Source organism: Methanoregula sp., assembly GCF_049518935.1.
In the GTDB taxonomy this organism is placed as follows: Archaea; Halobacteriota; Methanomicrobia; order Methanomicrobiales; family Methanospirillaceae; genus Methanoregula.
In genome coordinates, this window is the sequence record NZ_JBEKRH010000002.1 from 202,673 (window position 1) to 228,159 (window position 25,487).

Sequence of the window (25,487 nt, forward strand, 5' to 3'; positions counted from 1 at the left end):
AATGGTTACTATTTATTCTGGAAGTACCCTTTACCAGGTACCGAAACCGGAAGGATTTCTGACGGAAAACCCTAGGATATTTCCATCCAGTATCATCAGTTTCATGACGGGGGAAACTTATAATACAGACGATGGCGCAGACCCGTATTCAATACACATGAATGCTGTTTTCAAAAGGTTTATTAATTTTAGTGAACCAATGATCGATCTGTATAAAATATATTAACTTTTGATGCGGTGTGATGTGCATGGCGTTTGCAGTACATGTAAATTTGAATCGCTGCACCGGATGCGGTAACTGCGTGGTTGCCTGCCCGGTGAACGCGATCGAGCTCTATACGGTCGACCCGGTGACAAAGGAGAAGATCTACGCAGTCAGGGACGGGAAATCGATCAGCCTTGACGTGAAGATGGAACTCTGCGCAGGCTGCGGTGTGTGTGTCGGAGCCTGCCCGTACAAGGTGATCACCCTTTCCGGACGGGGAGAGACGGGTGCCCTTGGGTTGTCTTGAGGATCGGAGGATTGACTATGAGCAAAATTCACCTGAACATGATCACCCAGCGTTCGATTGAGGAAGGCGCGGCAATGGAGCAGGGAAAGACCAACCCCAACTACTTCACCGCATGCTCGATCTGCGAGATGAACCCTGAAGACATGAAGAAAGCCGGCATCTGGAAGAACACCAATGTCCGGGTAACGAGCGAGTGCGGCAGCGTCATCGTGAAGGCAATCGAACCTACCCAGTACTGCCCTCCAGGCCTTGCCCACATCCGCCAGGGTGTCTGGGCGAACCAGGTTGTCCCGCCCCGGACCCAGTCGACCGGCACCCCCCAGTACAGCGGGTTCCCGGTCACCATCGAGCCGGCACCTCAGGAAAAACTCAAGACCGCCCTCCAGCTCGTACAGGGCGCGGTAGGGCTCTGGAAAGGAGGCCAGTAACATGCCAAAACTTATTACCGGTGTCGGATGCCCGTACTGCGGTTCATCCTGCGATGATCTCGAAGTCCTTGTCTCTGACGACGAAACAAAAGTGCTGGAAGTGCGCAACTCGTGCATCATCGGGAGCAATCTCTTCCACCATGCAAATGATCCAACCCGGCCAAGACTCCCCCGCATGCGCCAGCCCGACGGCACCATGAAGGAGATCCCGTACGAGGAAGCAATCGACTGGATGGCAAAGACCATGCTCGCGGCAAAGAAGCCCCTCATCTACGGCTTTGGCTCCACAAACTGTGAAGGCATGAGCGCAGTCGGCCGTATTGCTGAGAAGGCAGGCGCCGTGCTCGACAATTGTGCGACCATCTGCCACGGCCCCTCATTCCTTGCGATCTTCGACAACGGTTACCCAAGCTGTACCCTCGGAGAGGCCAAGAACCGTGCCGATGTTGTGGTCTTCTGGGGCTGCAACCCGATGCACGCCCACCCCCGCCACACCTCCCGGTACTCGATCTTCCCCCGCGGCTACTTCACTACGAAGGGCCAGATGCAGAGGACTGTCCTCAGTATCGACCCGCGTGAGACCGACACCGCGAAACTCGCCGACGTCCACCTCATGCTCGACCAGGGACACGACTATGAGCTCTTCGATGCCTTCCGCACCGTCCTACGGGGCCACGATATCCCCGACAAGGTAGCAGGCATTGATAAGGAAACGATCATCAAGTCGGCAGAGATTATGAAGAAAGCCCGCTTCTGCATGATTTTCTTCGGTATGGGCTGCACCCACACGGACGGCCGCAACCACAATATCGACATCGCGATCAGCCTGACCCGTGACCTCAACGAGCATACCAAGGCATCGATCATGGCGATGCGGGGCCACTACAACATTGCCGGCCCCGGCCAGGTCTGGTCCTGGCAGTTCGGGTTCCCGTACTGCATCGACCTCTCGAAAGGTACCCACGCCCACATGAACCCGGGCGAGACGAGCTCGGTCGACCTCGCAATGAGGGACGAAGTGGACTGTTTTGTCAATGTCGGCGCCGATGCGGGAGCACACTTCCCGATCCAGGCAGTCCAGCATTTGAAGAAACATCCGTTCATCACTATCGACCCGAACTTCAACATGGCAAGCGAGGTCTCGGACCTCCACATCCCGGTCAGGATCGCAGGAGTCGACGAGCCGGGCGTAGTCTACCGTATGGACAACGTCCCGATCCAGTTCAAGGCAGTGCTCAAGGGCCTGCCGGGTGTTCCGAGCGACGAACAGCTCTTTGACATGGTTTACGAGCGGATGTGCGAACTGACCAAGACCGAACCGATCTGGCTTGCGGCAAAGGAAGACCGGAAATATCCGCACAACACGAACCCGGTGGTGAGCTGAGATGGCGTCTGGAGAACTTATCATCAAGGGCGGATTTATCATCGATCCGACCCGTAAAATTGACGGCGACACAGGCGATGTTGCCATCAAGGACGGCAAGATTGTCGACAAGGTCAGCTCATCCGCAAAGGTGATCGATGCAAAGGGCAAAGTCGTCATGGCAGGCGGTGTGGACGTCCACTCCCACGTGGCAGGCCCCAAGGTCAATGCCGGGCGGTTACTCAGGCCCGAGGACAAGCTCTTATCCGGATTCTGCAGGAGCGGGATGGCACAGAAGAACGGCTACCGCATGGAGTCCGGCTTCTCTATCCCGTCAGTCTTCAAGACCGGGTACGATTACGCCCGTATGGGATATACATTCGTCATGGAAGCGGCGATGCCCCCGCTCCTCGCCCCCCACGTGCATGAGGAGATCCACGATACCCCCATCATTGACGAAGCAGCGCTACCGGTCTTCGGCAACAACTGGTTCGTCATGGACTACCTCATGAAGGGCGAAGTCGAGAACACTGCAGCCTACATTGCCTGGCTCCTCAAGACCTCGAAAGGCTACGGTGTCAAGGTCGTCAACCCCGGCGGCACTGCTGCATGGGCATGGGGTCTTAACTGCTTGAACCTCAACGACAAAGTCCCGTTCTTCGAGATTACTCCCGGGGAGATCATCAAGGGCCTTATGGAAGCGAACGAGTACCTCGGTCTTCCGCATTCCATTCACGTCCACCAGAATAATCTCGGCAATCCCGGCAACTATCCGGATACCATTGAATCCCTTAAAATTGCCGAGGGAGTCAAGCCGAAAAACAAGTTCGGCCGCGAACAGGTCCTGCACTCCACCCACCTCCAGTTCCACTCGTATGGCGGGGACGGCTGGGGAACCTTCTGCTCCAAGGCGAAAGAAGTCATGGACTATGTCAACAAGCAGAAGAACATCACTATCGATCTCGGCTGCGTGACCCTGGACGAAACCACCACGATGACAGCCGACGGCCCGTTCGAGCACCACCTTCACGGCCTCAACCACCTGAAATGGACCAATGTTGATGTCGAGCTGGAGACAGCCGCCGGTATTGTCCCCTATATCTACAACAAGGATGTCCTGCCAAATGCAATCCAGTGGGCAACCGGTCTTGAACTGGCGCTCTTTGCAAAGGACATGAACCGGACTTTCCTCACCACCGACCACCCGAATGCAGGACCGTTCACCCGGTATCCCCGCGTCATCAAGTGGCTCATGAGTAAGAAAGCCCGCGAAGCGGTCCTTGCAACCATGAAGAACTCCGACAAGGTCATCAATGCAACCTACATCCACGGGATCGACCGCGAGCTCACCCTCTTCGAGATCGCCCAGATGACCCGGTCCGGCCCGGCAAAATGCCTTGGCCTTGGCAGCACCTACGGAGGTCTCGCACCCGGCATGAACGGGGACGTCGGTATCTTCGATCTCAACTACAAGAACATGCCCGGCGACGCCGAGAAGATCGAGACTGCATTCCAGCGGGCTGCTTACTTCATCAAGAACGGTGAAGTTATCGTCAAGGACGGAGAAGTTGTCAGCCACGGCCACAAGAAGACGGTCTGGGTCAACGTCAACATGCCCGAGAACCTGCAGGTCACCCGGGATGTCAGCCAGGCATTCCACAAGGGAACCTACACGGTCCAGCTCGAGAACTACGCGGTCAAGGACTACCTTGCTCCCCACCCGTTCGTCATCAATGTTGATGTGGAGGCCTGAGGTGCAATCATGGCAACAGTTACCTTAAAACCCACCAAAGTCCCCGAGCTCATGTTCGAGGGATACAGCATCACACCCGATGCATTTGCAGGAAAGACTGCAGCCCAGATCGCAGACCTCCCGGGCCACGAAGGCAAGATCCATGTCAAAATCGGGGATTTCTTCACCGTCACCGGTGATGCAGGCGCAACCGCAGCAGAGACGGACATCGTTATCAACGGGGACTGCAGCCGTGTCAAGTATATCGGCGCCAGGATGACCGCAGGGACGGTAACCGTCAACGGCAATGCTGACATGTATGTCGGCGGCTGGATGAAGGGCGGTAAGATCCACATCAAGGGGAACATGGACTCCTTCTGCGGGATCCAGATGGAAGGCGGCGAGCTCCTTGTTGATGGGGATGCCAAGAACCATGTCGGCTGTGCATACCGTGGCGACTGGAGAGGCATGAAAGGCGGCACGATCCGGATTAAGGGCAATGCCGGTAACGACATCGGCACTTTCATGCTCGGCGGCACGATCATCATCGAGAAGAACGCGTTCATCCACGTCTCCACCCATGCAGAGGGCGGTACCGTCATCATCAAGGGCGATGTCGAGGGCCGTGTCGGGGGCCAGATGGTCAAGGGCGAGATGTACGTGCTCGGGAAGATCAAGTTCATGTTGCCCGGGTACAAGAAAGTTGACCGTGTCGAGAAGGAGATCGATGGCGTCAAGGCAACCTTCGACCACTACATCGGTGACCTTGGCGAGCGCCACGGCAAGAGCAAGGGCCAGGTCGTGTACGCGAACCTGTACCTGAAAGCGGCGGCATGAACCCGTTGTCCATCACACAGATAAGGCCGGAACAACCGGCACCCTTTTTTTCCGAGAGGTCATCAGACCTCGAGGACGAGAAGAACGTATCAGCGTTCTTCGAGCTATTTCAGGAAATACCGGTAATATGAGGACACTCCCATGAAAAATATCGGCAAGGAATTCATGAAAGGCACGCAGTACCCGGATTATTCCACGGTGGACCTTGTCCTCCGTGTCCCGGAGCCCCCGCACGAACTTCCGGTAAAAGAAGGGCAGATGGTCATCAAACTCCCAAGCCCGAAGAAGTTCAAGGTCCCGGACGTACCGGTCAGGAAAGCCATCGAGGGGTATGAACCCGTTGGATTCTTCTCCCGCTCTCAGATAACCATGAAAGATCTCTCGTACATGCTCTGGTGCACGCAGGGGTTCAAAAAGATCGTGGCAGAGACCGTCCAGATCAAGAACGTACCATCGAGCGGTTCCCGCTACCCGCTGGAGACCTACTTTGTCGCAAACGAGGTCGAGGGGCTCGAGACCGGCCTGTACCGGTACCTCCCGAGATCCCACAGTATCGTTGCAGAACGGATCGATTCCGGCCTGATCCTGGAGATGAGCACGGCAAGCATGAACTTCAGGGTCATGACCCGGGCTGCCGTCACTTTCCTCTGGGTGGCAATCCCGTACCGCTCGATCTGGGCCCTCGGGAACCGGGGCTACCGGAGCATCTTTATCGAGGCCGGGCACACCTGCCAGAACCTGATCATGGCCGCAGCAAACCTCGGGTACCAGGTCTTCCCCACGGATATGTTCCATGACGAAGGAATAAGCAGACTCGCCGGCCTGGACCCGGAGACCCAGTGGCCGGTCTACCTTGCGGCCGTGGGATCGGTGGGAGAGAACGTCACCATAGGATAACAGGCCCGTCTCCGGAAGAGTGTATACGGGAGCCGGAATCCGTCCCCTGCACCCCGATCGATGGCTATATCCAAGATTATCAAGAAATACTCTTTTACATCTGGAGAAGGTTAAGCAGGTCCGGTGTCCGGCGAATTACAGTATCCCGTCACGCACCGACAATTCTCCCCCGGCATGGAATACGATCATGGCAAAACGGTACCTCTCGCTCTGTTCCCTTGACCACGCACTCAGCGTGATGAAATCATCATTTTCAGCACCGCAGCGTACGGAACAGGTTCCCATCATGGAATCGGTTGGGCGGATAGTGGCAACACCGGTGTATGCGAAATATTCCGTTCCCGAAGTTCCCCTGTCTGCCATGGACGGAATCGCCGTACGGAGCCGGGATACGATTGGGGCATCTGAAACGACTCCCGTCACCATCGAATCCTTTGCCCGGGTCAATACCGGCAATATTGTGCCCCCGGAGTTCGATGCGGTCATCATGATCGAGGATACGTGGGAAGCAGGCGACCGGTTCCAGATCCGTAAAGCAGCAGCCCCCGGGCAGCATGTCCGGCCTGCCGGTGAGGACATCCGCGAAGGCCGGCTGATCCTCCCACGCGGCCATCTGGTCCGGGCCTTCGACACCGGGGCGATGGCGACCTATGGGATCACCAACATCGAAGCCCGGGTGGTCCGTATCGGTATCATCCCCACGGGCAGCGAACTCGTGCCACCCGGAGTGCGTCCCAAGCCCGGGCAGGTCGTTGAGAGCAATACAATCATGGCCCAGGTCTTCCTCGGATTGATCGGGGCGAAGTGCATCCGGTACCCGATCGTCCGCGATGAGCCCGATCTTATCGCAGAGACTCTCCGGACCGCCGTGAATGAGAACGATCTCGTGATCATCTCGGCCGGCTCATCGGCCGGCACCCGGGACTTTACTGCATCCGTCATCAGCTCCCTTGGCGAACTTCTTTTCCATGGGGTTGCTGTTAAACCGGGCAAACCGGTGATGCTCGGGAAGATCCAGGAAAAACCTGTGCTGGGCCTGCCGGGATATCCCCTCGCTGCCCAGACCGCCCTCCGGGAATTTGCTGCACCGCTCCTGGAATCCTGGGGATTTCCGCCGGCCCCGAAATACCCGGTCCGGGTCAGGCTCGCACAGGCAGTCACGTCCGATCTCGGGTTCGACGAGTTCGTCCCCGTCTTCGTGGGCCGCATCGGTACCGGCCTCTGGGGCACACCTTTTATCCGGGGGCCGGTTGTCCAGACCGCGACCGTCAAGGCCAACGGGTATACCCACATTCCAGCTGCAGTTGAAGGCTATGAGGCCGGCACCGAACTCGAGGTGCTGCTGACCACGGACCCGGGCAGCATTGAACGGACACTTATCCTGACCGGGACTCTCGATCCGGCCCTGGAAGAACTGGCAAACCTCGTCCATGACGAGGGCCTCTTCATTCATGCGAGCAACACGGGCAACCTCGCCGGGATGCTCGCACTCTCCCGACAGACCTGCCATGCAGCATTACTAAGCCTGCCGTCAGGGTCGCTTCTTTCGGAATACCAGGCTCTCAACCGCCACATCCCACCCGGGGATACAATCTTCGTGCATATCGCAACGATCGGGCATGGCATCGCTTCCCGTGACGGGTTTGGGCCGGACGATATCACAAAGGTCCGGTTCATCAACACCAAATCCGAGTCCCCGGCCCGCGTGATCCTTGACGCCCTGCTCAGCTTCCGGGGTATTGATGTATCCCGGGTGAACGGGTACCTTAACGAAGTCAGCGGGCCGACAGCCGTGGCATTCGCAATCCGGAACGGGTCTGCCGATGCCGGCATCTGTACTGCAGGCATCGCGGAATCACACGGCCTGAAATTCGTACCGATCGCATCGGAAGACTACGAGCTTGTCATCCGCAGGGACATACCATCCGATCCCCGGCTCATGGCGTTGATCATGCTGATCCGGTCTCCTGCATACCGGACTCTTCTGGAGAAGGCCGGAGGATATATTACGGACCGGACCGGTGTGCTGCGATGCCTGTCGGAAGATTCGGTCCTGATCAAATGCCCGGACGGGACTGAACCGTCCTGAACCCGCTGCACTGAATATCCCGGAAATGATTTCAGGGGCTGAAAGCCACCGTTTTCTTTTTGATCCAGCCGTAACCGTACACCGCGATCATCCCGACAATGAATGCCAGGGTGATCGAGCTGACCAGCGCCAGGATGCCGATGGTGCAGGTGATAAGAAGGGATTCCGTTTTGAGGCTGTGCCTCCCCATCTCGATCCCGACAAAGACCAGCAGGGCCCCGAGAACGCCGACTGCAATGATGGAGAGGACCTGCGGGGAGGTAAAGAACAGAGCAAGAACGAGGAAGATCAGACCGGCATATATGTTTGCCCCCCCGGTCCGGGCACCGTACCGGTACTGCCCGGCAAGCCCCCCGGCACCGTGGCACATCGGGAACCCGCCGAATGGGACCGAGGTGAGGTTCATCAGACCGATCGTTGTCGAGAATTTCTTCGGGGGCACATCCTTTCCAAAAAGATCTTTTGTCAGGAGTGAGGTCGCGAGGATCGCATTTGCTATCGTAAGGACGAGCTGCGGGAGCACCAGTGTGGCGAAGGCGGAGGGAATATCCGAAGGAACGGGAATGACGAGATGGGGCGGGGGGATCAGGCTGACCGGGGGGATGCCATACAGGAGAACTCCCCCGATAAATCCTGCGGCAATGACACAGATCGATGAGAGGTCCGGAACCTGGCGGTACCGGACAAGGATGAGAAAACCAAGGATGATCGCAATGCCAATCCCGAAGAAGACGGGGTCCTGGATCACGAACCCTGCCGAGGCCCGTAAGAGGAGCAAAGCGAGCCCGAGCTGGATCCCGCGGACAACACTCTCCGGTACCCATCGCCCGATGATCTCAAAGAACCGGCCATAGCCAAGTACAAGGAAGACGATGCCGAGCACCAGTCCTGCCACGGCAATTTCACCGCTGGTAACGGCGCCCGTGACACCACCTGCAATGACAACAACCGCGATCGCCTTCATCGGTTCAAGCGGGATGGGCAGCCGGTAATAGAGGCCGGTGAGGATGAACCAGATCCCAAAGAAAAGGAGGATGTAGCGGGGGTTGACGTCCGAGACCAGGGCCACCGCGAGGATGAGCGGGATGATCGTCCCGAAATCCCCAAGCGAACCGGCAAGCTCCGAGAGCGAGAACGAGAGCGGGAGGGCAGGTTCCGGGGACATGGTGTTACATAGTTACAAGGGAAGTTTCCGGTGGAAAACGGACGGTCCGGGGAATCACAGGTACGTTCCGGAACATCTCCCTGGCAGGAATGATCAAAATACAGTACAGGTAACCATAGCGATTAACCTTTTCAAACGGGCATTGGCTGCTGTCTCGGACAAACGACCGGAGATCCCGGGAAATGGGGAGGTCCCGCCCGATTGAAAATTTCCTCCACTCACTGGATACCGGGCCAGGTAAAAAAACCCATTCAATAAATTTATCAGGTTGCCCAGTAAGAGTCATTGAGAGGCGCTATGTCAGATCTGCTCACCGATCTCCTTATTTACACGGGTATCGGGATCATCACCTTTACCATCGGAATGATTCTCGGATACCAACTTTTGATCATGTATTATACCAAGCGGTTTATGGTAGTTGCAAAAGAGTGCTCGGATGTCGATTCCGTGATTCCCATAGTGGACGAACTCACCCGGGAGTCCTGAGGAGGAAAAATATGGTCGACGTCGTAAGTTACTCTCTGATAAGTATCACCGCCTTCTGTTTCGGGCTCATTGTCAGCTTCCAGATAGCGCATATCCACTACTGTCGCAAGCTCACCACGCTCGTGCGGCGTTCTATATCCACTAAGACCATTGCCCCGGTCCTTGCCGAGTACGAAATGCTCAGGCCAAGATAATACGATCCGACAGTAAGGATCCTTTTTTTCAACTTGTTTTGCAGGAGGCCGGAGACCATCGGGTCCACCGCGCCGGAACCCCGGATATCCCGGGCTCAAACACTCTAATACGAGCAGCACGAATAGTACAGGCAATGCGCTGCACGGTGCTCGCGAGCGGAAGCAAAGGGAACTGCGTGGTAATTGCCGGGAGCGGCGGTGCCATCCTCATCGATGCCGGCCTGAGTACTAAGGAGCTCCTCAGGCGCATGGATGTCGCGGGCATTGACCCGGGAACGATCGATGCGGTGCTGGTCACCCACGAGCATGGCGACCACATCAAAGGTCTCGATGTCCTCCTCCGCAAGCTCAACCGGCCGGTCTATGCCACGGAAGGTACGCTCGCAGACTTCCTCAACCACCGGCGGACGTCCGACAAGCCGATCGTCCACCACACCTGCACGTGCGGGGAGCGCTTCTCCATCGGGGATTTCCTCATCGAACCATTTGCCACTTCGCACGATGCGGCAGAACCGTGCGGTTATATCGTCAGCGAGGACAGCTGCAGGATCGGGTACTGTACCGACACCGGGATAATAACCCCCCCAATGCTTGAGCTGCTCATGAACTGCGACGGCATCGTGCTCGAGAGCAACCACTGCCCCGACATGCTCGCAAACGGCCCCTACCCCGAGTCCCTGAAACGCCGGATCCGGTCGAAAAGGGGGCACCTCTCCAATCCCGCGGCTGCTGCCTGCCTGCAGGCATTCGGGAAAGATGTGCCTCAGGTAATCCTTGCCCACCTGAGCGAGATCAACAATACACCGGAGAAGGCGATGGTGACCGCCCGAGAGGGGCTCGGGCTCTTCTTCGAAGAGAGCCGGGTGACCGTAGCCACCCAGTGCGGGTCCACCCCCGGCTCACCTCAGGAGATCCGGCTCTGATGATATATTCTGGCTGTAAATCTGGTCCATTTTTCTGTGGAAATCCTGATGAGTTCTTCTTGTCTTCAGGGTCCGTCTCCATACTTCAGGATTCGAGTCTGATGACCCTCACCACAGCGAAGAACTCTGATGAGTTCTTCTCGTCCTCGTGGTTCTGATGAACCACTCGGAACGTTAATCCCTCTCACAGGGCAACAGAGATGCAAGAAACACCATGCTCTTCATGGAATTTTCCCGGTGCTGCGAGAGACTCGAGGCGATCTCCGGCCGGCTCGATATGATCGATATCATCAGTAAGGAGCTGCCGGGTCTCACGGACGACGAACTCCCGGTCTTTGTCCGGTTCGTCATGGGCCGGATCTTCTCCGACTGGAGTTCACGTAAGCTTGGGATCGGGCCAAACCTCCTGTACGACGCCGTAGGAAGTGTGGCAGGTGTGCCAAAGGAGCAGGTGGTCGAGAAGATCAACAGGACCGGTGACGTGGGGCAGGCCGTCGAAGAACTCCTCGCCGTCAAGTCCCAGATGACCTTCTTCCACGAGGACCTCGACCTTGTCCATGTCTACTCCTCGCTCATTGGTATCGCCGAGCAGGAGGGGAAAAAATCCCAGCGGGAGAAACTGCTCGCGGTCCGGCGGCTGCTCGGGAACGCCCACCCGCTCGAAGGGCGCTACCTTGCCCGGATCATGCTCGAGGAACTCCGCATCGGTGTGGGCGAGAGCAGTGTCCGGGAAGCGATCGCAAAAGCCTTTGGCGTGGATTCCGCTCTCGTGGAGCATGCGATGCAGGCGCTCAACGACATGGGCGAGGTGGCAAAGCTCGCAAAGCGCGGGCCGGACGCCCTTTCCGATGTCCACATCACCCCCTTTCACCCGGTGCGGATGATGCTTGCCCAGCAGGGATCCATTGCGGACATGATCAAAGAGCACGGGGAGATCGCCGCGGAGTATAAGTACGACGGCTCACGGTTCCAGTTCCATAAGAAAGGCAACTGGGCCCGGCTCTACTCCCGCAGGCTTGAAGACGTCACCGCGGCCCTGCCGGACGTAATCCAGCAGCTGATGAGTGCAACGGAACATGACGTGATCCTTGACGGTGAAGTGATAGCCATCAAGGACGGGAAACCGATGCCCTTCCAGTCCGTACTGCGCCGGTTCCGTCGGCGGCACGATATAGCGGAAGCTCAGGAAGCAATCGAGATGGTGCCAAATGTCTTCGACATCCTCTATCTTGATGGTGAGACCCTGATCGACCTCCCGTTTGCCGGGCGCCGGAAAAAACTCGAGGGCGTAGTGACAATGTATCTTGCCCCGCAGCTCGTCAGCAGCGAACAGGCCGCAATCGAGAAGATCTATGATGCGGCCCTTGCCGCGGGTCACGAGGGGATCATGATCAAGGTGCCCTCCTCGCCCTATACACCCGGCCAGCGGGGGAAGAACTGGATCAAGATCAAGCCGGAGGTGGACACGCTCGACCTTGCAGTGATCGGCGCCGAGTGGGGCGAGGGGAAGCGGGCGCATGTCTTCGGCTCGTTCCTTGTCGCTTGCCAGGACCAGGGAAAACTCGTCCCGCTCAGCCGGGTCGCCACCGGGTTCTCTGAAGAGCAACTGGCAGAAGTGTACGAGATGCTGAAGGATACCGTGATCGCAAAGTCCGGTAAGGAAGTGACGTTCGAGCCGCTGCTCGTCTTCGAAGTGGGGTACGCGGAACTCCAGGTCAGCCCTACGTACGAGGCGGGCTTTGCCCTCCGCTTCCCCCGGTTCATCAGGCTCCGGGACGACAAGGACATCACTGACATCGAGACGATCGAGGGAATCCGGACCCGGTATGGCCGGCAGGCAAACTCCGCCCAGACCTATCAGAACTGAAAGAGGGTCCTCTGGGTCCGCAGTTCGGGGATCAGGGTGCTGTGGGCGACCCATGCGCCCGACCCGATGACGGCAACTGCCTGCCCGACCGCTGCATCCAGCGTGGGGAAAGCGAGCGGAGGCTGTGTCATCGCTTTCCGTGTCGCCTCCCGGATCACCCATGTCCCGAGCGGCGCCCAGTACTCGTTCGAGATGCTCCGTACCACTATCACCTGGGCGCAGCGCCGTTTGGCCGCCAGGTACTCGCAGACCGCGAGCCGGGCGGAGTAATAGGCGCCTGAGATCGGGGAATACCCCTGTTTTGTCATCCCTTCCCGGTCCTGCACGATCACGTCCTCCTCCCCACCCCAGAGCGTATGCTTCCCCCAGATCTCGATCATCTCGTACTTCCAGTCGCCCGGCACAAGGATGCAGGCAATCCGGTTCCCGTAGATCTCCCAGGAGAAGAAGAGGATCTCTTCGATGGAAGAGTACCGTGCGATCTCTTTTTTAAGACTGATCGAGAGGGTGTCATCAACAGCCGTGATTGCCCAGCGGGTGGGTACGAACTTCCGCTTCCGGCCAAGGAGTCCCGCGGTCATCAGCTTCGAGATCTGGTAGACATCGATCTCCGAGGATTTGAGGGAGACGCACGCTTCGGTGGCCCCGAGATCCGTATCGGACGTGACCCGGTCCACTACCCGCTCGACCCGGGCATTCCCGATTACATCCATCTTCCGCACGGCCCCGGTCATCCCGACCGGGGCGATAGTTCCATCGAAACTGAGGCTGAACGATACCGGTCTCTCGAAAGATACGTCCACATCGAGCGGGGTCGCGGAGAGCGCGATCTCCTGCAGGCCCCCCGCAACGGACGGGAGGGCCGAGCTCCCGCGGAGGGTCCGGGCCCGGATGCCCACGATATCCTCCATCCCGAGGTTCTGCCGGACCCAGTCCGGCGGGTTGTCGGAATCGTTGATCAGCAGCGGCCCGCCCCGGACATCGGGGTACCCGAAACTGCCGATGAAGACCGAGGGCGAGCTGCCCTGGTAACTGCTCGACGGTTTTATCAGGAATGCGGCCTGGGCATGGAACCGGCTTACGATCGGGCAGCGGGGAAGCCCGCACATACCCCTGCCCTTGCACTCCGCACACCGCATCATGGACTCTGCACCCCATACAGGGAAACAGGACCGGAAAAACAAGGACCGGAAGAAAATCCCGTGTATTCATCACGGGCAGGGGTGCCCACCCCGCTCCCGGAAAAAAAGATCATATATCACGGATGGCAGTGGTCTTCACAATCCGGGGCGCCGGTTCCGAGAACGTGACCTGCCAGCCGACATCGAACCGGGCCCCGCAGTCGGGACAGATAAGGATCACACGGTACACGGTCCTGGTGGACTTGACCGGGGTGTCGCTCCCGGGATGAACGCTCTGGAACAAGGTGTGGAATCCCAGTTCATACCCGCAGGTAGGGCAGATATGGAGCTCCTTGTCCAGCTTGAGAGTCACAACTTCCCCGGGCACTATCATGGATATTCTTACAGAGGTTAGGGCACAAAGCCGATATTAAGGTTGCCTGCGTTCCGCAATGGCAAGGATGATCGAAGCGGCATTCTTCCGGCCGTTGATGACCGTATGGACGGCACGGAACGGCAGGGGCGGGAGGAGGAGGGTCTCGGCGATCTTTTTCTCCAGCATTTCAAGGGTGACATTCCGCCCGTCAATGGCCACGCCTGCTCCCATATCTACGATCTTCTTTGCATTGTTCTGCTGCTCGGGATGGTCAGGGTCCACGATGATCAGGACCGGTTTCTCAAAGAGCAGGGTCTCGTGGAGGGTAGTGAGGCCGCCATGGACGATCGCGATCTTCGCGAGCGCGAGGTGCTCGTACAGGTTCGGGACATACCCGTGGGAAGCGAAGTTATCCGAGGATTCCGGCAGTTCGGACCCGGTATAGAAGACATCGAAGAAGAGATCCTTGCGCTGGTCGGCAATCTTTTTGAGGAGGAGGTACAGCGGGAGCTTGTACGGCTCGCCGCCGAAACTGGTGAAGATGGTCTTCTGGTCGTAGTGGTACCGTTCCGGGTCGAACTGGTAGAACGGGCCGGTGAAACTGTACCGTCCCTTCTCGTTCTCCGGGATCCGGATATTGTATTCACTCACCGTGTCCGGCGCAGGGTAATCGGGGACGACGACATGATCTGCAAGACGGAGGTAGCGCTGGATGGTGAAGTTGAGGAAACGCCAGACCGGGTTCGTCGTGCCGTTTGGACCATTGAAATGGTTCTGGTTGGTGATGAAGACCACCGGGATCCCTTCCCACCGGGCTGCAAGCACCCCTCCATACATCGTATCGCAGACCACGCATTCAAACCTGTGTTCGCGGATCAGCCGCCGGACACTCAGGGCCGACCGGATCATGTCAAGGATCATGAATTTCGAGTACCAGAGGGTCTTTTTGAGGCTGAAGAACCCGTTCTCCCCTTCAAGCCAGACCTCGCGGGGGATCCGGTGGAGGAGCGTGCACCCATGCTGGTTCATGAAATCATAGGATTTCCCGTAGCCAGCGAAATGCACGTTATGCCCCTGCTGCTGGAGGTAATGCCCGAGATGGAGACTGCGGGAGGCATGACCGAGCCCTTCGCCGCAGACAACAAAGAGGATCTTCATATTCCTGCCGGATGGATTTGTCCTGATGGATGATGAATTATTAGTTCCGGGGTTCTGGCGCAAAGGGTCTTATGGTACCGGGGTCTACGGCATATTGGAGATGCGCTTTTGACAGGAGATGAGACCTGTAAGACGGCAACCTTTGGAGGGGGCTGTTTCTGGGGTGTGGAGGAATCGTTCCGCACGGTAAACGGGGTCGTGAAGACTGCCGTGGGATACATGGGGGGTTCGGTGAAGAACCCTACGTACGAGCAGGTCTGTACCGGTGAGACCGGCCATGCAGAGGTAGTTCAGGTGACCTATGATCCCGCGAAGATCAGCTATCAGCAGCTGCTCGACATCTTCTGGTCGGTCCACAACCCCACGCAGCTGAACCGGCAGGGGCCGGATATCGGGACGAACTACCGGTCGGTGATCTTCTACCATGACCCGGAACAGGGAAAGATTGCACGGAAGTCAAAGAATGACGTGGAGACCTCCGGCAGGTTCGGCTTTGGCAAGGTCGTCACCCAGATCCAGCCGGCGGGCGAGTTCTACCGTGCCGGGGAGTACCACCAGCAGTACTTCGCAAAGAAAGGCGGCGGGCGCTGCCACATCTGATTCTCTTTTGGCAATACAATAATCCGCATTGTTTATCAACCGGGTCAGGCTATTTCCGTACCATGGATGTTGCCGGAACCATTCAGCTCATCGCAACCATGACCGAAGTCGTGATTGCATTCGTAGCATTCCTGATCGGATGGAAGAAGAAGAAATTGTACGGCTGGTTTATCGCAGTCACCTTCGGGATCTTTGTGATCTTTGACCTGGCCCGTATCTTCGCGCTGGATGTTGCTGCCGACAAGTATGCATTGCTGCTCCTCATCGCGTGTCTGTCGATGCTCTATGCAATGTGGCTGCTGTGGAAGGGGGAGTAAGAATAGATCCCCTCCCTCCTAAAACATCGTATTTTCGTTAGCGGATGTATCCGGAACGTCCTGCAGTACGTCCCAGTGTTCGACAACCCTGCCGTTCTCGAGCCTGAAGATATCCATCACCGCCACACCCGGATCGTCCTTGTGCCGGACAAGGTGGCTGTGCACGACCACGAGATCTCCCTCTGCAATGATCCGTTTGAAGTTGAAGTGGAGCGTGGGGAATGCCTTGACAAATCCCTTCACGAACGCGACGAACGGTCCGGGACCGTCCCCTGCCCCGGGGTTGTGCTGCCGGTAAGTGGGTCCCATGAACTGTGCCACCGCGTCTTCCGGCGTCTTGAGGTTCATTGCGAGATTGTAAAAATCCCGCACGATCATCTTGTTGGTTTCCAGCTGGTCTTTCATGATGTGTCCCGTGCCTGATGTTCCATGGTTCTGAAAGGATCTCCGCAGCTCTTCCGCTCCGGAAGTCGCCCCGGAAAGGATCCTCAGGTAAGAAGGGTATAAGCACGTTGTCAATATATAATTCTGCGGAAATGCCCGGTCACGCAAAGGCGCTCCCCGGTACAGATGGCCAGGCCCGGGGATCTCTTATGAAACCGACAGATCGTTACCGGAAATCCGTTCCGTCTTTTCGGCGGCCTGTTCCCGATAATAACATTCAACGTGGCTGCCAGTTCCATCAGCCCGCAGATTGGGAATCAGTCAGGGCCAAGGCTCTACCGGTAAACCACAAGGAAAAGAAAATAATGGGCCCGCTGAGATTCGAACTCAGGACCTCCGCCATGTCAAGGCGACGTCATAGCCAACTAGACCACGAGCCCGCGTGTGTCTGATGCTCTATAGCATCTGTTCTGGTATTATTAAAAATTAGTGCACTGGTGCCCGGCCCGGGCGTCTTCCGTTACCTGCGGGTTAATAAGCCGGATCATTTATGTGCACGGATCGCCTTCTCCGGTCAGGTACTTATGACCGATGGAACACCTGCACAGAACCAGCTCTTCACGTTCGAGTCCGAAGCGGGACGGCTCGAGCTGCTCATCCGTATCGTCTACTGGATCCTGATCGGTATCGTCCTCTGGGTCTATGGGATCATCGCGTTCATCGTGCTTTTCATCCAGTGGTTCCATATCCTGATCCTCGGGTGCAGGAACGAGGGGCTCTCCAATCTTGCGAAAGGCTACCTTGAGTACACGGTGCATGTCATGCCATACACGTATTTCATGACTGACAGGCGGCCGGAGATTATGCCGGTGACGGTGAAGATCTACGAGGAAGCATAGGTTCAGGACCGTCCTTTGAACCGGTACGCACCGTCCGGTACAAGGATCTCAAACCGCGCCCCCTTACCGTGTTCCCCGGTCTCGGTGATCATGATGCCGGTAATCGCGAAGATCTCGCGGGAGAGGAAGAGACCAAGGCCGGTGTTGTGTCCGAAGCCGCGTTCGAAGAGACGCTTCTTGTCCTCTGCCGGTATCCCGACACCATTATCCTCGATGGTGATCACCAGCCCCCTGCCGGATTCCTGCGAGAAGATCCGGATCGTTGTCATTTCCGGCCCCCCGTACCGGAGGGAGTTGTCGACAAGGTTATAAAACGTCTTCTCGAAAAGGGGATCTGCATACACATCGAGACCGGTGACGTCTGCGGTAACCCTGATGTCCCGCATGGGCAGCATAGCCAGCGCTTTTTGTAAGGTTTCTTCCACGTTCTGCCAGATCGGTGCATTTACCCCGAGATCCTGGTACTCCTTCGTGAAAACGATCTGGCGTTCGATGGCCCCCGCAGCCCGCTCTTCCCGGAGGATATACTCAGACATCTTTGCAGCATCGCCAAGAGACACCTTGGAGAGTTCAAGGTATGCCTTTAAGGAAAAGAGCTGGTTGTTGATATCGTGCCGGGTGATACTCGAGAGCAGGTTCAGCTTTTTGTTTGCCTGCCGCAGCGCCTCCTCTGCCCGTTCCCGTTCGGTGATGTCGCGGATGATGGAGACGAGGACCTGCTCGTTTTCGAAGACCATCGAGACCGAGCTGACTTCGACCGGGAGATCGCTGCCGTCTTTTTTCCGGTGCAGCGTAGTAAATACGATCCCCTCCTGTGCAGCCCGGTCCATCTGCATTGTGACGGTTTCGATCTTCTCGGAGGCCCGGAGCTCAAAGATGGTCATGCCGAGCAGCTCTTCCCGCGTATACCCATAGTTCATGGTTGCGGTCTTGTTTACCTCGATGATCCGGCCGTCGCGCTTGCGGATGAAGAGGATGATGTCGTGGGCGTTTTCGGTGAAGATCTTGTACAGCGTCAGGACCTCCTCGGCTTTCCTGCGGACGGTGATATCTTCAAAAATTGCGACAAAGTGCTGTCGTGCCGGGGAATAGACAGAGATATGCAGCCATTTCCCGGACGGGGTGAAATCCAGGTCAAAGATCTCCGGCTTCCCGTTCGATGCGACCCTGCCATAGATCCCGAACAGGTCGGGGAACGCTTCCCTTATCCCGGGATACACTTCCGTGACCCTCTTCCCCTTGACGGTCTTTGTCCCGAGTATCTCGTCGAAGGCCCGGTTGACCTCGAGGTAGATGAAATCCACCGGGCGCCCGGTATCGTCATAGATCATGCGGCAGTAGGCATAACCGTCCAGCAGGTTCTCAAAGAGAGAACGGTACTTCTCCTCGCTTTCCCGTAACTCCTGCTCCCTCCGGGCGAGCTCATCGAGGTTTGCCTGGATCTCTTCTCCCGTGGCAGTGAGTTCCTCGTTCATGGCGGTGAGGTCGTCGTTTTTTTGGGAAAGTTCTTCTTCTGCTTCTTTTCGTTTCCGCTCCTCGGCCTCCAGAGCTCTTCCCAGCCCCCGGGCTGCCCGGATGACTGCATACCCGGTGATGAGGGAGAATACAACAAGGGAAACCGACACCTGGAGCGCATCATGGGTTTTGCTGAACAAGGGCAGGGTAACATCCAGGAAACTTTCGAAGAGGATGATCGCGAGCGTCAGCGGGAGAAAGGTGCGGAGGAGGCGGGCAACGGTGGAGGGACCAACGAAATACCGGAGGGGAACTGCAGCCGGGCCAGCGGCAGCCACAAGACCGGCCCCGATGCAGGTCAGCGCAAGTGCCGTCGGTGCAGCGATGGGGATCAGCGGTGTCCCGTAGAGGAACGGGGCTCCGTAGACATAACTCAGGAAGAACGTGAGACTTACCAGAACTATGACAACGCCGGTTATACTGGCAGCATTTTGATCCCGGTGCCGTCCCTCTGAAGGATCGGGCAACCCGAGCAGGAGGAAGATCGCGATCGCCGACAGGATCACAAGGACTACGCTCCCCGGTGAGATTGCCGAGGTAGGCTGGCCGGCAATCACGTTGCCGATCCGGACCATCAGGGTTTCAATGATGAAATGATTCCCCTGGATATTAAAGGGGAGTTCGAGCGCTTCGATGACAGCGATTACTGCGACGACGAGCTGTAGGAAGACACGGGCCTTTCCCCGGAACGGCCGTAGTGAGTGGGATGCGAGTATCGTCCCGAACACTATGCAGAGCACGGCGGTGCTGAACGCCATGGTCTGGTATCCCGGGTAAATACTCCTGAGTACCGGAATATCGAGCACCAGCCCTACGAGTCCCAGAATGCCGACAGAGGCAGCTCCGGCAGCAAAAAGAATAGTGGATTGACGGAAGCCATCCGCCGGGACTGCAGTTCTTCCGCCGGATGCCGCTGCACCTGCATTCGGTTCTGCCACGATAGCTATACTCCTGACAGTCTCTCCTGAGTTAATCGGATATAAAACCGTGCCATGAAGCATTCACTCCAATTCTGAAACAGGGAAAAGCGGTTCTCCGGCAATTTTGTAAATCCCGGGAATACTTCCCGGGAATCCGAATTAATTGTTCTGGAGAAATCCTTCTCAAAAAGAGGTTGCGACCCGTGCGGGGCTTTCGTCCCGGGTACAGAACTGCCGGGTCGCTGATGCGCCAATGCCAAAGGGGCACCCAGGTTCGGACCGAAGATCTTCAGCCTGAAGAAGAACGGGTACGCAATCTGGTCGCCATCGGTTCCGAAGGCAGATGAGAACATTCCTTTTTTCCTTGGTTTGTGCACGGGCATCTCACTCGCAAACCGGTGCCAGTTTCCCCTTGAGTTTCTCCTCGGCCCCGAGTCGCATCAGCTCCACGACATTGTTCGCCATGCCCTTTGTCTTGCTCACAACCAGCGGATCGGTCCGGAAGAATTCCGCGTCCGTTATTGTGTTGAACTGGGCCCCGTGGTTCCGGTAGGAGATGCCGAACGGTGCCAGGATATACCCCATCTGCTGGAAGTAGAGGAAGATTTCCATTGCGGTCTTGGTCGCGCCGTCCTCGTGGCCCGAGACGGTAATCCCGATCACTTTCCCTTCGGTCAAGCCGGGTTTTTTGAGCGGGTAGCGGTTCTGGATGCAGTTGAGCCGGTCGAGAAAGTCCTTGAGCCGGGCGGACATGTTGTTCCAGTTGACCGGTGAAGCCACAATGACCGCCTTTGCCGCGATCACCATCTCGTGGAAGGCCGGCATGTCGTCCAGCTGGTCCCGGCACGGGTACGTGCAGGCCGCATCCCGCATGCTGTAGCAGCACCAACAGTGGTTGATCGCGTACTCGCTGATGTTGTACCGGCGGTAGCTCACGCCTTTCTCTTTGAGCACCTCCTCGACGAGATCGGCCATGTACCCCGTGTTGTTCGCCCGGTGGTTGCTGCCGTTGATGAGGAGCACGTCGAATGGCTCATGGTCGTACCGCATCCGCACCTTTTCGGAAAACGGGATGAATTCCCGGGAGGTACCGGCGCACTGCGGGCATTCTGCCGGCGGTTCCGGGCCGTGCGAGATGTACCCGCAGACGCTGCACTTCCAGGTCGTCCCGGTTTCCATACGGGTTTCAGCGCTGATCGCTCTCACTCCCCCGGGTACAATAGTAGACATGCTGGAAGCCTTCCTTCTCGGTCACCGGGCAGCCGGGACAGAGGCATCCGTCCTCAACCTGTATACAGCGACTCCTGCCGGTCCCTGCAAGACAATACGCAATCTCTTCTTTGCATTCAACAAAGCTCGGGCACATCCCGCAGAGGCAGAGCTCAATGCCTTTTTTCCGGTCCATCATCGTATATCTCCTGATATCCTCATTGCGCATCGGGTTACTTAAAGATGCAGGAGTGGTGCAGAAACCGGGGAGGAGCCGGACCGGGAATCAAATCGCGACAATGGGAGGTGTAGTGGGGGGGTCACCCAAAGATCGTGCCCGACCCCCCATCGACCTGTTGATGCCGGAAACGTGATCACTTCCCTTCATTTATCGTCGTAAAAAATGACATTTTCCCTATGCCAAAAACGTGCCTTGGACATGGGGGTTGGGGGGGTCGGACCACTTTTTTTGTGTGGATGCGGGTCCGGGGAACCGGGAAAAACCGGGATTTTTCGATGTTCGGCTTCTGACAGGGAGGTTCCGGAGCGGGAACGAAAATATAGTGCCCGACCCCCTTATTCATACGTGAAGGGCAACGCGACCGGGCAGCGGGAGTCTAATCGAAAAATTCTGATAGAATAATGGGATTTATATTGCAGAGCGAGCAATCCCACCCCCTTCGGGGGTCGCTCGGCCGCCTCGCCGGGGCCTCGCTGGGCAGATTACCGGTTACCGGAATGTGCAGGTAATTGATCCGCCGCGGGGGCGCCCCGTCGGGGGCGGCGGCGTGTATCGCAATGGCAATAATGAATTAAAATTTTTTAAAGAAAGAAAATGTTTACTTTGTATTTTTGCGATAGGTATTTATTCCTCCGACGTAACTTAAGATTATGGCGAAAAAATCGCAGAGTCAATCGGTAGGAAGAATCGCCGCATTCGTCAATTCATACTCTAATACCGGCACTGGGAACGGGTACAAAAACGCAATCGAATCTTTTCTTCGGTGCATGAACGGACTCCCGAAAAAGAGCGAGAATGGCACAAAAGGGAACTACGACTATGAACTTCTCTTTGACCAATACCTTGCAGACAAAAAGCGTGACCATGACGAAGACTTCACGAAATTTGCCAACTGCTTGAAGGCAGAGTGTGCGAGTCTCCTTTCAGCACGGCAGAGGATGACATTTGCGCGGCGTATCCTCGAAGATAACGGTGCAAAATTCAAAAGTAAAACCGTCCGGGATTTGAAACGAGAGATGAAGGGCGGTGCGGGCACTGTTGACAAGGTAATGACGGCGAATGTGATTGAATCAGCCATGAAAGAACTCGATCTAAAAGGACGGGCACTTGTTTTTACCCTTGCCAGTTCAGGAGCCCGATTAAACGAAATTCTTTCCTTGAAACTTTCCGATGTGGACTTTGAAAGCAAACCGGTAAAACTCACTCTGCGAAATACCAAAAACAAACAAACACGGTTCACGTTCATCACTACCGAGGCGGCACAATGTGTGAAGGCATGGCTCGAAAAGCGTGAACAATACCTCGTTGGTGCATCCCGTAGAAATGCCGGACTTGTGCGGGCGGGTATCTGCGGGGAAAAAGACACAGACTCGGATCTGCTTTTTCCTCTGACCGATTCAGCTGTAAATGCACTTTGGGAGAATGCGCTTAAGGCCGCGGGTTTGTATTCACAGGATGAACAGACAGGACGCAACCAATACCGCATCCATTCATTCAGGAAATTTTTCATCAGCCAGTTAAGCATGGCAGGTCAGAAGACCCTTGCAGAGCACCTGGCAGGACATGCCGGATATCTCGATGGCTCATACCGGCGGATTGATGAAGAGGCAGCGGGGAAGGCATATCTCGCAGTTCAGCACGTCCTTACAATCGGTATTCCCCCTGAGTTCAGGGAGAAGGCATCAGAATTAAACAGCACATTGAAGATACAGGGCGAGAGTATTGAGGGTCTTCGTGTGATGAATGAGAACCTTGCTGCACAGATGGTGAAGTTAGAAAACAAGAATATGGAATACGAGAAAAAACTTTCAAAAATCGAAGAGGAACAGGAACGATTATGCGCGATTTCTGATACCTTCCAAAAGTTATTTGAAAAGAATAGTGAAGCCCAAGACATATTCCGCCGACATTAAATTATCGATATAACATAATATCAAGCCCTTTTTTCTTAATAACTCATAATTTGCCATTAGATTACATTCGGAACGTCTGATTAAATATTTAGGCTGTTTTTTAAATTCTGATTAAATTTTGAGCCCATTTTTGAAAATGGAGCAAGGATTATACCATTTAATAATCCAGCATTTTTATGCATGGGAGTAATTCAACACGGGGCGATATTTTACCGTCTAAAAAGCCGTTTGTGGTAGCCCGTGCTGATTTCGAAAAATTATACCCTGTTTATCAAAAAATGGGTCTAGCTCTTGTTCAGACAGGAGATGTTCTTATTGTCGATACACCTCCAGCCCTAACAGGGATGCCCTCAGCGGAGCGTCAGCAATCAGACAAGCACGTTGCTCCCCCTTTGGGGGGAGGGGGGTCACCCTCCCAAAGCGAGGACGGGGGGTCGCGGCAGCGATACCCCCAAGGGGCGGGCGTGCCCGCCCCTCTAGGCTACTATAGACTAATTAGGAATGGAGCGTCGGAATGGAAAATTGAGGGTGTCACATGATACCTTCCGAACTGATAGAACAGGTTCGGGCGGACAATTTCCTGAACTACATGCTTAAGCACGTTATGAAATTTGACCGATACCTTGACGATACCAACAATATGAGCATCAGGATACGGGGATTCCAGTACGGCCAATATGATGACATGGGTCAAGAGTTAGAACCCCTCGCTATCGATGCTGACATTGGATACACGCACCGGTGGACGAAAAAATATGATAATCGACTCCTATGCAAACTGTACAATCTGCAATACTACTACGTCGCAAACCCCTCACGGATGCCGAAATTTACGATGATGATTACTCTCACGGGTTCTCATGCTTCACCGTGCCTCCCAGAAAAACACGGTCTGCAGCACATGCCATACCTGGCTAAATTCCATGAGGCACACCGAAAGGAAAAGCAAATGCTCAAGCACTACTTGAAAACCGTTGATTATCTCTCAATACTAGAAGCGCATCCCACCAGCGGCTATGTTCATGCTCACGACAATTATTTCCTTAACGCGTTACCCTCCGAAAAAACGTTAGCCATCATTGAAAATCATTGGAACAATACCCAGAAAATGGGGTCAAAGGAACACGGAATAAAAATTGAGATTAAAGAACCAAAAGATTTTCACGACATAAAATCCTTCATCGCCTATCCTCTCGCTTATCTGGGTAAAACCTCTATTGGTGCCCTTTCTGAATGGACAAAATATGATGTGATATTCAATACCTGTCTTTGGCTTTCGGGAAAACACAAGATGTATGGGGGAATCAGTAAGCAGGTCCGGGCCTTCCAGCCGTCCCGCTCGCTCTCGACAATCATGAACAAGGTGTCTATCGACTCCCAATATTTCCACCTCGAAACACTGATGAAGACTCGACAGGATTTAAGGTCGATATACACGTCGCCCGGATATGATGACGATATCAAAACGTGGATGATGTTCGGCGGAGACAATGAGCAATTTGCTACGCTGGAGAACGTGAAGTGGTGTAAGAGGATGGATAAACTGGTTGAAGGGTTTTAATTATGAAAGCCAAATATCTTAGAAACGCTGTCAACACAACTTAATTTGAGTTAAAACAAGTGATAGATACATTTATAGTTAACTGCGTCTAGATAAAATATCTATGACTCAAGTCCGTAATTTACCTAAAGGGCGTTATTTTGGGGATCAGTTTGAAAGAATGAACCGATATTATGAACGGTTCAAAAAAATAAATGATGGAAAATTAATTTCGGTCGGTATGGCTGAAAGCGATTTTGATGACGTGCTTGCTTTTTTTATGAATTGTGATCACCTTTTGGATTGGGTGATAAACGATTGTACCGTTAATAAATCCCATCCTAATTATCCGAAATATCTTAAATTCAAAAAAAAGGTGACAGATTTTAGAAATGGTGAGGATTGCTTGAAATTATGTGCTGATATTAGCGTTGGTGCAAAGCATCTTCTTCCTAATAGGAAATCTCATTTCGGTGAAGAAACTGCATTACATGAAGGGGCTGTTCGACTTGAAGACACGGAAAATGGAACATTAATTGCGAGAAGCTGGGATCTACCCTCAGGATCGGGTAAAAAATATGATGCCTTTGCACTCGCTACACAATGTGTGACAAAATGGTTTGATTTTTTGCAAACTCACGAAACACAAATTCGAGAAATAGTGCCATACTGGCAAGAAGAACATGATACATTTTCTGTCGATCCAACGATGATAAAAGGAAATGTTATTGAATCTAGATACGTAACGATGCGTCGCGCCCGTTTTTAACGTTTTCAGACGTTAACACAAAAATACAAAGT

The 25,487-nt window shown here is 55.3% G+C and carries 25 protein-coding genes and 1 tRNA gene; 17 read left to right on the forward strand and 9 right to left on the reverse strand.

The features are described from left to right. Positions 1-248: 248 nt before the first annotated feature. The 7 genes from ABSE13_RS02970 to ABSE13_RS03000 all read left to right on the forward strand — a co-directional run bounded on the left by ABSE13_RS02970 (position 249) and on the right by ABSE13_RS03000 (position 7,858). Positions 249-512 carry a 4Fe-4S binding protein gene (locus ABSE13_RS02970; RefSeq protein ID WP_424027004.1) on the forward strand — a complete coding sequence of 88 codons (264 nt, stop codon included), beginning with the start codon at positions 249-251 and terminating at the stop codon, positions 510-512. Positions 513-529: 17 nt separating this feature from the next. Further along, the gene (locus ABSE13_RS02975) at positions 530-940 is read left to right on the forward strand and encodes a molybdopterin dinucleotide binding domain-containing protein (RefSeq protein ID WP_424027005.1); all 411 of its coding nucleotides are present in this window, start codon (positions 530-532) and stop codon (positions 938-940) included. Between the two features lies 1 nt (position 941). After that, a complete protein-coding gene (locus ABSE13_RS02980; protein ID WP_424027006.1) occupies positions 942-2,324 on the forward strand; it encodes a formylmethanofuran dehydrogenase subunit B in 1,383 nt (460 codons plus the stop codon). A 1-nt stretch (position 2,325) separates the two neighbouring features. After that, a complete protein-coding gene (locus ABSE13_RS02985) occupies positions 2,326-4,056 on the forward strand; it encodes a formylmethanofuran dehydrogenase subunit A (RefSeq protein WP_424027007.1) in 1,731 nt (576 codons plus the stop codon). Between the two features lie 9 nt (positions 4,057-4,065). Beyond that, entirely contained in the window at positions 4,066-4,872 is an 807-nt protein-coding gene (locus ABSE13_RS02990; RefSeq protein ID WP_424027008.1) for a formylmethanofuran dehydrogenase subunit C, read from the forward strand. A 141-nt stretch (positions 4,873-5,013) separates the two neighbouring features. After that, on the forward strand, positions 5,014-5,769 hold the full coding sequence (locus tag ABSE13_RS02995) for a SagB/ThcOx family dehydrogenase (protein WP_424027009.1): 756 nt from the start codon (positions 5,014-5,016) through the stop codon (positions 5,767-5,769). A 187-nt stretch (positions 5,770-5,956) separates the two neighbouring features. Continuing rightward, entirely contained in the window at positions 5,957-7,858 is a 1,902-nt protein-coding gene (locus tag ABSE13_RS03000; protein WP_424027010.1) for a molybdopterin biosynthesis protein, read from the forward strand. 31 nt (positions 7,859-7,889) lie between these two features. On the opposite strand, the gene ABSE13_RS03005 is transcribed toward ABSE13_RS03000, so the two are convergent. Continuing rightward, positions 7,890-9,023, reverse strand: coding sequence for a putative sulfate/molybdate transporter (locus ABSE13_RS03005; protein WP_424027011.1), 1,134 nt, complete (start codon positions 9,021-9,023; stop codon positions 7,890-7,892). Between the two features lie 297 nt (positions 9,024-9,320). Here ABSE13_RS03005 and ABSE13_RS03010 point away from each other — a divergent pair, with 297 nt between their 5' ends. The 4 genes from ABSE13_RS03010 to ABSE13_RS03025 all read left to right on the forward strand — a co-directional run bounded on the left by ABSE13_RS03010 (position 9,321) and on the right by ABSE13_RS03025 (position 12,493). Further along, positions 9,321-9,509 (forward strand): hypothetical protein, encoded by a 189-nt coding sequence (locus tag ABSE13_RS03010; RefSeq protein WP_424027012.1) that lies wholly within the window; start codon positions 9,321-9,323, stop codon positions 9,507-9,509. Between the two features lie 11 nt (positions 9,510-9,520). After that, positions 9,521-9,703 (forward strand): hypothetical protein, encoded by a 183-nt coding sequence (locus ABSE13_RS03015; protein WP_424027013.1) that lies wholly within the window; start codon positions 9,521-9,523, stop codon positions 9,701-9,703. A gap of 134 nt (positions 9,704-9,837) precedes the next feature. After that, the gene (locus ABSE13_RS03020; RefSeq protein WP_424027014.1) at positions 9,838-10,626 is read left to right on the forward strand and encodes an MBL fold metallo-hydrolase; all 789 of its coding nucleotides are present in this window, start codon (positions 9,838-9,840) and stop codon (positions 10,624-10,626) included. Positions 10,627-10,840: 214 nt separating this feature from the next. After that, the gene (locus ABSE13_RS03025) at positions 10,841-12,493 is read left to right on the forward strand and encodes an ATP-dependent DNA ligase (protein WP_424027015.1); all 1,653 of its coding nucleotides are present in this window, start codon (positions 10,841-10,843) and stop codon (positions 12,491-12,493) included. Here the strand turns inward: ABSE13_RS03025 and ABSE13_RS03030 are convergent. The 3 genes from ABSE13_RS03030 to ABSE13_RS03040 form a co-directional block, all read right to left on the reverse strand. Then, entirely contained in the window at positions 12,484-13,635 is a 1,152-nt protein-coding gene (locus ABSE13_RS03030; RefSeq protein ID WP_424027016.1) for a hypothetical protein, read from the reverse strand. The genes ABSE13_RS03025 and ABSE13_RS03030 overlap by 10 nt on opposite strands. A 109-nt stretch (positions 13,636-13,744) precedes the next feature. Then, positions 13,745-13,987 carry a hypothetical protein gene (locus tag ABSE13_RS03035; RefSeq protein WP_424027017.1) on the reverse strand — a complete coding sequence of 81 codons (243 nt, stop codon included), beginning with the start codon at positions 13,985-13,987 and terminating at the stop codon, positions 13,745-13,747. Positions 13,988-14,044: 57 nt separating this feature from the next. Beyond that, positions 14,045-15,148: a glycosyltransferase family protein gene (locus ABSE13_RS03040; RefSeq protein WP_424027018.1), complete on the reverse strand. Its 1,104-nt coding sequence runs from the start codon at positions 15,146-15,148 to the stop codon at positions 14,045-14,047. A gap of 108 nt (positions 15,149-15,256) precedes the next feature. Between ABSE13_RS03040 and msrA the strand changes: the two genes are divergently transcribed. Beyond that, positions 15,257-15,748: a peptide-methionine (S)-S-oxide reductase MsrA gene (gene msrA / locus ABSE13_RS03045; RefSeq protein ID WP_424027019.1), complete on the forward strand. Its 492-nt coding sequence runs from the start codon at positions 15,257-15,259 to the stop codon at positions 15,746-15,748. A 62-nt stretch (positions 15,749-15,810) separates the two neighbouring features. Beyond that, positions 15,811-16,065 (forward strand): hypothetical protein, encoded by a 255-nt coding sequence (locus tag ABSE13_RS03050; RefSeq protein ID WP_424027020.1) that lies wholly within the window; start codon positions 15,811-15,813, stop codon positions 16,063-16,065. A gap of 18 nt (positions 16,066-16,083) precedes the next feature. Here the strand turns inward: ABSE13_RS03050 and ABSE13_RS03055 are convergent, their stop codons facing one another. Beyond that, on the reverse strand, positions 16,084-16,470 hold the full coding sequence (locus ABSE13_RS03055) for a nuclear transport factor 2 family protein (protein WP_424027021.1): 387 nt from the start codon (positions 16,468-16,470) through the stop codon (positions 16,084-16,086). Positions 16,471-16,815: 345 nt separating this feature from the next. Further along, positions 16,816-16,889 (reverse strand) — tRNA-Val (locus ABSE13_RS03060). 144 nt (positions 16,890-17,033) lie between these two features. On the opposite strand from ABSE13_RS03060, the gene ABSE13_RS03065 reads away from it, so the two are divergent. Further along, the gene (locus tag ABSE13_RS03065) at positions 17,034-17,348 is read left to right on the forward strand and encodes a DUF4389 domain-containing protein (RefSeq protein ID WP_424027022.1); all 315 of its coding nucleotides are present in this window, start codon (positions 17,034-17,036) and stop codon (positions 17,346-17,348) included. Positions 17,349-17,350: 2 nt separating this feature from the next. Here ABSE13_RS03065 and ABSE13_RS03070 read toward each other — a convergent pair whose 3' ends face one another. The 3 genes from ABSE13_RS03070 to ABSE13_RS03080 form a co-directional block, all read right to left on the reverse strand. Beyond that, a complete protein-coding gene (locus tag ABSE13_RS03070) occupies positions 17,351-19,801 on the reverse strand; it encodes a PAS domain S-box protein (protein WP_424027023.1) in 2,451 nt (816 codons plus the stop codon). A gap of 366 nt (positions 19,802-20,167) precedes the next feature. Further along, positions 20,168-21,013 carry a flavodoxin family protein gene (locus ABSE13_RS03075; protein ID WP_424027024.1) on the reverse strand — a complete coding sequence of 282 codons (846 nt, stop codon included), beginning with the start codon at positions 21,011-21,013 and terminating at the stop codon, positions 20,168-20,170. Further along, positions 20,970-21,191 (reverse strand): DUF2769 domain-containing protein, encoded by a 222-nt coding sequence (locus tag ABSE13_RS03080; RefSeq protein WP_424027025.1) that lies wholly within the window; start codon positions 21,189-21,191, stop codon positions 20,970-20,972. The genes ABSE13_RS03075 and ABSE13_RS03080 overlap by 44 nt, the downstream gene beginning before the upstream one ends. 692 nt (positions 21,192-21,883) lie before the next feature. Between ABSE13_RS03080 and ABSE13_RS03085 the strand changes: the two genes are divergently transcribed. The 3 genes from ABSE13_RS03085 (at position 21,884) to ABSE13_RS03095 (ending at position 25,455) form a co-directional block, all read left to right on the forward strand. Then, positions 21,884-23,146, forward strand: a complete 1,263-nt coding sequence (locus ABSE13_RS03085; protein WP_424027026.1) for a tyrosine-type recombinase/integrase — start codon at positions 21,884-21,886, stop codon at positions 23,144-23,146. Positions 23,147-23,681: 535 nt separating this feature from the next. Then, positions 23,682-24,707, forward strand: coding sequence for a hypothetical protein (locus tag ABSE13_RS03090; RefSeq protein ID WP_424027027.1), 1,026 nt, complete (start codon positions 23,682-23,684; stop codon positions 24,705-24,707). A 103-nt stretch (positions 24,708-24,810) separates the two neighbouring features. Beyond that, complete coding sequence (locus ABSE13_RS03095) at positions 24,811-25,455, forward strand: hypothetical protein (protein ID WP_424027028.1); 645 nt, start codon at positions 24,811-24,813, stop codon at positions 25,453-25,455. The last annotated feature ends 32 nt before the right edge of the window (positions 25,456-25,487 follow it).

Bases quoted from the DNA above. Each gene is read 5' to 3' on its own strand.
- ABSE13_RS02970 (WP_424027004.1), top strand. From the start codon at position 249: ATGGCGTTTGCAGTACATGTAAATTTGAATCGCTGCACCGGATGCGGT.
- ABSE13_RS02975 (WP_424027005.1), top strand. From the start codon at position 530: ATGAGCAAAATTCACCTGAACATGATCACCCAGCGTTCGATTGAGGAA.
- ABSE13_RS02980 (WP_424027006.1), top strand. From the start codon at position 942: ATGCCAAAACTTATTACCGGTGTCGGATGCCCGTACTGCGGTTCATCC.
- ABSE13_RS02985 (WP_424027007.1), top strand. From the start codon at position 2,326: ATGGCGTCTGGAGAACTTATCATCAAGGGCGGATTTATCATCGATCCG.
- ABSE13_RS02990 (WP_424027008.1), top strand. From the start codon at position 4,066: ATGGCAACAGTTACCTTAAAACCCACCAAAGTCCCCGAGCTCATGTTC.
- ABSE13_RS02995 (WP_424027009.1), top strand. From the start codon at position 5,014: ATGAAAAATATCGGCAAGGAATTCATGAAAGGCACGCAGTACCCGGAT.
- ABSE13_RS03000 (WP_424027010.1), top strand. From the start codon at position 5,957: ATGGCAAAACGGTACCTCTCGCTCTGTTCCCTTGACCACGCACTCAGC.
- ABSE13_RS03005 (WP_424027011.1), bottom strand. From the start codon at position 9,023: ATGTCCCCGGAACCTGCCCTCCCGCTCTCGTTCTCGCTCTCGGAGCTT.
- ABSE13_RS03010 (WP_424027012.1), top strand. From the start codon at position 9,321: ATGTCAGATCTGCTCACCGATCTCCTTATTTACACGGGTATCGGGATC.
- ABSE13_RS03015 (WP_424027013.1), top strand. From the start codon at position 9,521: ATGGTCGACGTCGTAAGTTACTCTCTGATAAGTATCACCGCCTTCTGT.
- ABSE13_RS03020 (WP_424027014.1), top strand. From the start codon at position 9,838: ATGCGCTGCACGGTGCTCGCGAGCGGAAGCAAAGGGAACTGCGTGGTA.
- ABSE13_RS03025 (WP_424027015.1), top strand. From the start codon at position 10,841: ATGCTCTTCATGGAATTTTCCCGGTGCTGCGAGAGACTCGAGGCGATC.
- ABSE13_RS03030 (WP_424027016.1), bottom strand. From the start codon at position 13,635: ATGATGCGGTGTGCGGAGTGCAAGGGCAGGGGTATGTGCGGGCTTCCC.
- ABSE13_RS03040 (WP_424027018.1), bottom strand. From the start codon at position 15,148: ATGAAGATCCTCTTTGTTGTCTGCGGCGAAGGGCTCGGTCATGCCTCC.
- ABSE13_RS03050 (WP_424027020.1), top strand. From the start codon at position 15,811: ATGGATGTTGCCGGAACCATTCAGCTCATCGCAACCATGACCGAAGTC.
- ABSE13_RS03055 (WP_424027021.1), bottom strand. From the start codon at position 16,470: ATGAAAGACCAGCTGGAAACCAACAAGATGATCGTGCGGGATTTTTAC.
- ABSE13_RS03065 (WP_424027022.1), top strand. From the start codon at position 17,034: ATGACCGATGGAACACCTGCACAGAACCAGCTCTTCACGTTCGAGTCC.
- ABSE13_RS03075 (WP_424027024.1), bottom strand. From the start codon at position 21,013: ATGTCTACTATTGTACCCGGGGGAGTGAGAGCGATCAGCGCTGAAACC.
- ABSE13_RS03080 (WP_424027025.1), bottom strand. From the start codon at position 21,191: ATGATGGACCGGAAAAAAGGCATTGAGCTCTGCCTCTGCGGGATGTGC.
- ABSE13_RS03085 (WP_424027026.1), top strand. From the start codon at position 21,884: ATGGCGAAAAAATCGCAGAGTCAATCGGTAGGAAGAATCGCCGCATTC.
- ABSE13_RS03090 (WP_424027027.1), top strand. From the start codon at position 23,682: ATGATACCTTCCGAACTGATAGAACAGGTTCGGGCGGACAATTTCCTG.
- ABSE13_RS03095 (WP_424027028.1), top strand. From the start codon at position 24,811: ATGACTCAAGTCCGTAATTTACCTAAAGGGCGTTATTTTGGGGATCAG.